Source organism: Stieleria sp. (assembly GCF_041595215.1).
GTDB classification, from domain to species: domain Bacteria; phylum Planctomycetota; class Planctomycetia; order Pirellulales; family Pirellulaceae; genus Stieleria; species Stieleria magnilauensis.
Genome location: NZ_JBFHKV010000421.1, coordinates 1 through 6,597, shown reverse-complemented (window position 1 = coordinate 6,597; position 6,597 = coordinate 1). Strand labels below are relative to the sequence as shown.

The window sequence follows — 6,597 nt, the reverse complement described above, 5'->3', positions numbered from 1 at the left end:
CCCGAACGAACATTCGCCGACGCGATCGCCGGGTCGGTGTCTTCATAGCAGACGGTCACGCCGATCTTGACTCCCGTAGACAGCTGCAACGGAGCATAATCTACGCCCGGAATCTAATCGGTGTCGACGGCCAGCCACTCGCGAAACCAAGGAACCAAACGTTCCAACGGCACATACTCACCGATCGGCATCAAGGTCCGTTTGGACGTGCGACCGACGATCTGTTTCTCGGAATTGATCAGGAAGGCACAGTTTCGATAAGGCCCGCGATCACGCCCCCCTTCATCGTACGTTTTTCCTCCGGCCAATAAATGCGAGCGATTGTTGGAGTAGGGATCGAGCGCGGGGTTGGGGGCTTCGGAAAGCTCCGTCGTTCGTTGTTCATCGCGAAAGTCTTGCAGCGAAGAGTGATAGATCCCGAGCGCCGACTCGGGCCAAACGAACAGATCAACCGGACCGTCAACGGAATCGGACAATTCACGCAGACGCTCGATGGCTCCCACCACGGTCGGATCCACCTGCACGATCGCGACCCGCAGTCGAGCGCCGGTGGTTTGCATCGCCGCGATGCGATGCTCGCGCACCACTCCCCAAATCAAACACGCGGCCACCAAACCGCTGGCCGCGGCCAACGACCTCCAGCGAGGCGCTGCCGATGCGGCCATTCGGTCGGGCCAAATCAAAACCGACCCGTAAACAACCGTGACGTTGAACAGCATCACCAACGCGGCGACCGCCGAAGTGCCAGCCACCTCGGCCAGCTGGATGAACGGCGGATAGTCCAAATAGGTGTGCGCGATCGACCAGGCAAACACCTTCGGCCAAAACCGCTCCGCCAGAATCCAGATCGGAACGAGCAGAAAGATCCAGTTTGGTCCGCGCCGCCAGAGTGTCGACGCGGCCACTCCGAATCCATAGAACGGCAGCGCCTCCCAACCGAGAAACAGCAGGAAACCGACGATCGAACCGAACACGCCCAGATGGGTCGTTTCGTAGATCGTTCGTCCGGCCCAGTGAAAGGCGATCAACAGATGGATCAAGCCGCTGAGCCCGGTGACACGGCCGGCTGCCTTGCGATGTCGCACGATCGCCATCCGAATCAAGATCACCCAGCCGAGCGAATTGAGTGGACCGGCCAGCGGGACCAGCCAGGCGACTGCCATCAGCAACGCCGACAGCAGGATCAGAAAGGGGGAGGAAACGAGCGAGCTGGACATGGAATGCAGCGAAAAACAGGGCTTGCGGGATGGTTTTTTAATCCATCCCGCCAGCCCCACGACGCTTGGGTTGTGCAACTAGAGGTTGATCTGCGTCCGTTTGCCTTTGGCGACCGACACCGTCGTGACGGTGAATGCGGAAACGTTCACAGACGTCGTTCCCGGAGCAACCAGTGTCGTCGCGACCGTGTGCGAACCGGTTCTCAGGTTCTTGAACTCCGTCGATTCGCCGGGGTTGAGAATCTTGCCACCCCGGGCCGTAAACTCGCGCGCGGTCGTCGCCGCCTGGAGCGAGGCGCTGGGGTCGACCGCGACCAGACCGATTCGAGTCGATGAGGTATTCGTAAACCGAATGGAACCGTTCGACTTGCTGCTGCCGCCTGCTTCAGCGACCGAACCGAGTGCAGCGACCAGTGCCATCGTCAAAACAACATTCTTAAACATTGGGGGAATTTCTCTCTGAATGAAAAAGTTGAACTGTCTCGGACACACGAAAAACGCAATAGGATGTCTTTCAAGATCTCCTTGCAAGTGAGTTAATCAATCGCCGGTATGACTTCACGACCGTTACGAGAACACAATGCACCGATCAGTGACGTGTCCATCGACTCCGTCAAAAAGTGCACCGAACCGTCGGCAAAGACGACTTGCGCCCCGGCAGGATGACGGCTGAAGATTTCGCCACTGGCGTCGACATTGATGCCGCCGTTGTCATGAGATATCGCGTTGCGGCCGTCTGCCCAAAGCCCGTGTTCAGCTGGCATGCGATCGACAACTTCTGCGATCAGCATCGTTTGGCTGGTCCCATCGACGATCTCAGTCAGCCGAATCGGCGACCGTCGCTGGGGCGAGGACCCGATCAACACGCCGTTGTTGATATCCAGTCCAGTCAGGGAATGCCCGCTGGCAAGTGCGCTTCCCATCACGCCCGCATAATCCGTGTCCCCAGGGAAATCCCAGACGGACGAGGGACAGCGCAAAACCGGCAACACGGTCTCGGACAATTGCTGATTTCGAGCCGGATCGTTCCATGCTTTTTTCCGGTCCCACTGTACAGCCAGTTCGGACCGTTCCAGTTGACCAAGCACCGCGGAGGCCCACGATTGGTTCCTGCCTTCGCCGCGATCGTTTCCAAACGGCAGGCTGCCGGAAAGGTCATGGAACAGGTGCAACGCCAACGCTTGCTGACGCAGATGATTCGAACACGTGACACGCCGTGACTGTTCACGCGCCGCTTGCACCCCAGATGACAGCAATGCCACCAGGATGCCCATGACGGTGATGACCACGACCAGTTCGATCAACGTAAATGCACGGCGTGAGCGAATCGTTGACGGTTGTCCTTGCAGCGTGCCGATCCGGTGCATGCGTCGCATCGCAGATCAAAGGGAGGGAGGGAGGAAGGGAGATCAACCGCCCAAATCCGACCGACGATTCTATACCACCGTTCGCCTGACCGGATCGGGATCTTATTTCGTGCGATGATCATATCGATCGCGTTGAGATCTCCAAGACGCAGAATAGGAACGGTAGAGGAACGGTTTACCGCCGGTCGGATTTCCAAGAACGTGGCACGGCGCCCCTTGTGGCCGAACACGGCCCCCGCGATAATTCGACGTTGGGCTGCCTGCCATGCGTCACTCACGACCGTTTCTGGCCCACCTTCAAGAAGGCGTCCGCGATGACATTGTTGGATCATACTTCTTACCGCATCCGTGCCGACCGACTACGAACACTGCGTGCCAAAGTCGGTTTGAGCCAAACGGCACTCGCCGCAGTGGCCGGCTACTCCTCACGCTTGATTCGCAAAGCGGAATCCGTCGGACGATTGTCCGGTGCGGCGATCGAGGACATCGTCCAAGCACTTCGGGAAAGGGGCGCCGACGTCCAAACCGGCGACCTGTTGTTTGATGAACTGCTCACCTGCAAACGGTTCATGGAATCCTTCGAAAAACATGCCGCTGCAGTGCTTCATCATTGCGCAGAATTGCTCGCCGATAACTTTACGTTTCGATCGGCGGGGAATTCCTGCCATCCGCTGTTCGTCGCAGAAACGGGCAAGGAAGGATTTCAAGTCTGGCTGGATCGCTTCTTCGGCCTCTTTACCCGAGACCCAGGACATCCATTGTCACCACGGTATTTGGTGGCCGATCACGGGGTCACCGCCAGATTCGACGAGATCCTCATCCGGTGCGGTCAAACCAGCCCTCGGATTTGGGTGAATTTCCACTTCGAAATCCGCGGCGGATTGATCCATCGACTTGAGAACCAATACGACACGCAGGCGATGATCGATTTCTTGAATGACGATTCCCTGAAAGACAGTGCGACGCAATTGCGTCAACCCTTCCGGCACATCGTGCATGAATCAATCATTCGGGTCGACCAAATTCTTCCAGTCCGGATAGATGGGGCGTGATTCGGTGTCCCGGCTGCCGCGGCCGACCGGCGCCGGTGGGCATTGCTCGATCACACCGACGAGCTGCTGCCGAACCTGTCCTACCCGCGACGCCAAGTTGCTCTGGCCAAGGTCCTTCGATTCGGTTAGATCGACTGGGACGTTGTAGAAACGCCCGTCACGGTACAGTTTGAAATCCTGGGTGCGAACGAACTGCCCCGGCGTCTTATTCCAATACGGTTGGTAGTGACACAGCACCCACTGCCGCGGATTGCCTTTGTCGCCTTGAAGCTGCGGCAAGAAACTGCGTCCATCGATCGGATCTTCGCGGCCGAGATCGATTCCGGCTGCGGCGGCCAGGGTCGGATAGAGGTCGGTGAACTCGATCAGATCATCGAGCACCAACCCCGGCGGTGTCGTTCCCTTCCACGAGGCGACCATCGGAACATGGGTCCCCATGTCGGTCATCCCGCCCTTGCCACCCTTGATGATTTGACCGTTCCATCGTGAACTGATCGAGGTGTTGGTTCCGTTGTCGGCGGTGAAGAGGATGATCGTGTTTTCAAGCTGGTTGAGTGCGCGGACCTGATCGACGATTCGACCGACAATCTTGTCCATGTACTCGACCATGGCGACAAAGTTTTCCTTTCGTGCCGCTTTGTCTTTGGGCGGTTTGTTGGCAGCTTGGGTTCGCGGGTCATCGCCGATCGTATCCGGTGTTTTGACGAACGGGTCATGCACCAGCATCATCGGGTAGTAGACAAAAAATGGATCCCGCTGGTTCTCGCGCATGAAGTCGCAGATGAAATCACACAGCAAATCCGGTCCATACTTTCCCAGGTTCTCGTCAACGCTTTGCATCCGGCCGTTGCGTTCCAGCGGAGGACTCCAGAAGCGTTCGCCTCCGCCCTGATTGATTTGCTTTCCCGTTGTGACCTGCCACAGATACGACTCGTCAAAGCCTGCTTTTTGGGGGCGGGTCGGATCGTCATGACCCGGAAGTTGGTTGTACAGACCGTTGAGTTGCCATTTCCCGGCGATCGCTGTCTTGTAGCCGGCGGACTTCATCAAGTGCCCCAACGTCTTTTCGTTCGGGTCCAGATAGCCGAAGTGCGTGTAGTTGCGAAAGTTGTATTTGCCCGTCATCAGCTTGACGCGACTGGGCGTACAAATCGGTGTGGAGTAACAATGAGTAAAACGGACTCCATCGGCGGCCAGGGCATCGATGTGCGGGGTAGAATAATCTTCGGCTCCGTAGCAGCTGAACGCTTCCCAACTGACGTCATCGGCCATGATCAAGATCACGTTCGGCTTTTCGCCGACTCGACGGGCCGATGCTTCATCCGCCACACTGGCGTTGGAGAGGCCCATCAAGGCCAGAATGCCCAGGGCGGAAACGATTGATTTCATGGCAGGTCTTTGATCGATTCGGGGATTCACGAGACGCAGACGGTACGCCTACCAACTTAACTGCCGCGGAGGGCCGAGTCACGTCAACGACGAGGCAGTGGGAAATCTTGACACAAACGGTGCAAAGATCGACGTGGAAAGAACGCGATGCCATCGGTTCACCGCAGTGTCGCTGTGGCCGGAGCGCGCCCGGTTTCTTGAGCCTTGATGCCTACAGAGCGTGCAGATCGTCGACGTTGAAGGACTTGCCATGAAACCCATTCCAATCCCATATGCCGAAACCGCGTCAAATCGGGACTGGATCGGTCGACTGATCGAGGTCATCTGGCAGTCGGGCCGGGCGATCTTCCTCATCTCGCTGGGATCTGTCTTGGGTGTGATCGTGTTCTCGCAACTCGGCGTCATCGCTTGGTTGATCGGATCTTTTACTTCCCTGCCGACCAAGCAAATTGCGGACGTCCTGCCCGCCGCGGGTTGGTTCGTCGGTTTCCTGGTCGGTTTGATTCAGAGCGTCTCGTCGTTCAAGAAGTCGATCAGGGCAGCGGACGAAGATAAGACTTCCGAACAGGATGACGATAGCGACGACGATGACGCGACCGACCCCGAATCGTCACTCGGCTCAGCAGGCCCCGAGACTCTCGCCGCCCCAATCGGATTGAAGGCGAAATCAATTCGAACGTTGCGTGCAGGCGGGATCGGGCTCTTGCTGGGGCTGATCCTGGGAATGTTCTTGTCCCTGTATTTGATCATCGTCAGCACCGCCGGCATCTTGTCTCCGTTGGCCCCTGCAAGTTGGCGAGACGGATTTCGCATGCAGGCGGCGGACCACCAAGGAGACGATTCGCGGTCCAGGCGACTGCGACAACCCGACCGCGACAACGGAATCAGCTCGGAAGCCGAATTCTGGCATCCGGTTTACGGATCGATTCTCAAGTGGACGGTCCCCAGTTTCGCGATTGCGGGATGCGTGTTTTGCATCGTTGCAAAAGAGGAAAAGCCCGAGTGAGGACTGAACGTCCAGCCCGCCTCGATTGCCCGCTTATGAAGGGGCGGCAATCACGTGGGACTGGACGACGGATCCTTGACCGAGGTGTTCGTCAAAGATCCGGTCAATGATCTCCGGCGTGCAGTCACCGTACCAGATTCCATCGGGCAGCACGCCGACAATCGGACCTCCCTTGCAGACGCCGATGCAGCCCGCCTTGATCCGCAAGACAACGGATTGGCCGGCCTTGCGACGCAGCTTGCAGCAGTGCTTGATGTGCCGCCACGTTTCCTCCATCGCCTTGCCCCCGCAGCACTTGGCGGTCTTGCGATCCATGCACACGACCAGCGTGTACTCGACCTGGTGCAGGCGAAGTTTCGTTGCTTTCTTACGGGCGGAGCTTAAATTCATTCGTCACGATTCACGACGGGATTCGAAACCCCCGGATCGTTGACTTCCGGTGAGGACACGGTCCCGGGGATCGGCTCTTCCTCCGACTTCATCTTCTGCTGAATCGATTCGCCGATCAGGTCCGTGATCTGTTGCTCATCGAGTTCCTCTTCTTCCATCAGGGCGCGGGTGATCTT

Annotated in this window: 8 protein-coding genes; 2 read left to right on the top strand and 6 right to left on the bottom strand. The window is 57.8% G+C overall.

What is annotated here, in order from left to right:
* Positions 1-113: 113 nt before the first annotated feature.
* The 3 genes from ABX749_RS16845 to ABX749_RS16835 form a co-directional block, all read right to left on the bottom strand.
* Entirely contained in the window at positions 114-1,217 is a 1,104-nt protein-coding gene (locus ABX749_RS16845) for a hypothetical protein (RefSeq protein WP_372896994.1), read from the bottom strand.
* A gap of 78 nt (positions 1,218-1,295) precedes the next feature.
* On the bottom strand, positions 1,296-1,661 hold the full coding sequence (locus tag ABX749_RS16840) for a hypothetical protein (RefSeq protein WP_372896993.1): 366 nt from the start codon (positions 1,659-1,661) through the stop codon (positions 1,296-1,298).
* 92 nt (positions 1,662-1,753) lie between these two features.
* On the bottom strand, positions 1,754-2,593 hold the full coding sequence (locus ABX749_RS16835; RefSeq protein WP_372896992.1) for a DUF1559 domain-containing protein: 840 nt from the start codon (positions 2,591-2,593) through the stop codon (positions 1,754-1,756).
* 314 nt (positions 2,594-2,907) lie between these two features.
* Here ABX749_RS16835 and ABX749_RS16830 point away from each other — a divergent pair, with 314 nt between their 5' ends.
* Positions 2,908-3,636 (top strand): hypothetical protein, encoded by a 729-nt coding sequence (locus tag ABX749_RS16830; RefSeq protein ID WP_372896991.1) that lies wholly within the window; start codon positions 2,908-2,910, stop codon positions 3,634-3,636.
* On the opposite strand, the gene ABX749_RS16825 is transcribed toward ABX749_RS16830, so the two are convergent.
* On the bottom strand, positions 3,586-5,025 hold the full coding sequence (locus ABX749_RS16825) for a sulfatase-like hydrolase/transferase (protein ID WP_372896990.1): 1,440 nt from the start codon (positions 5,023-5,025) through the stop codon (positions 3,586-3,588). The genes ABX749_RS16830 and ABX749_RS16825 overlap by 51 nt on opposite strands.
* Positions 5,026-5,275: 250 nt before the next feature.
* On the opposite strand from ABX749_RS16825, the gene ABX749_RS16820 reads away from it, so the two are divergent.
* Positions 5,276-6,031 (top strand): hypothetical protein, encoded by a 756-nt coding sequence (locus ABX749_RS16820; RefSeq protein WP_372896989.1) that lies wholly within the window; start codon positions 5,276-5,278, stop codon positions 6,029-6,031.
* A 33-nt stretch (positions 6,032-6,064) separates the two neighbouring features.
* Here ABX749_RS16820 and ABX749_RS16815 read toward each other — a convergent pair whose 3' ends face one another.
* Together ABX749_RS16815 and ABX749_RS16810 are read right to left on the bottom strand one after the other, a co-directional pair.
* Positions 6,065-6,421: a ferredoxin gene (locus ABX749_RS16815; protein ID WP_145208011.1), complete on the bottom strand. Its 357-nt coding sequence runs from the start codon at positions 6,419-6,421 to the stop codon at positions 6,065-6,067.
* A partial coding sequence (locus ABX749_RS16810; RefSeq protein ID WP_372896988.1) for a hypothetical protein occupies positions 6,418-6,597 on the bottom strand: 180 nt, incomplete at its 5' end. The genes ABX749_RS16810 and ABX749_RS16815, both read right to left, overlap by 4 nt.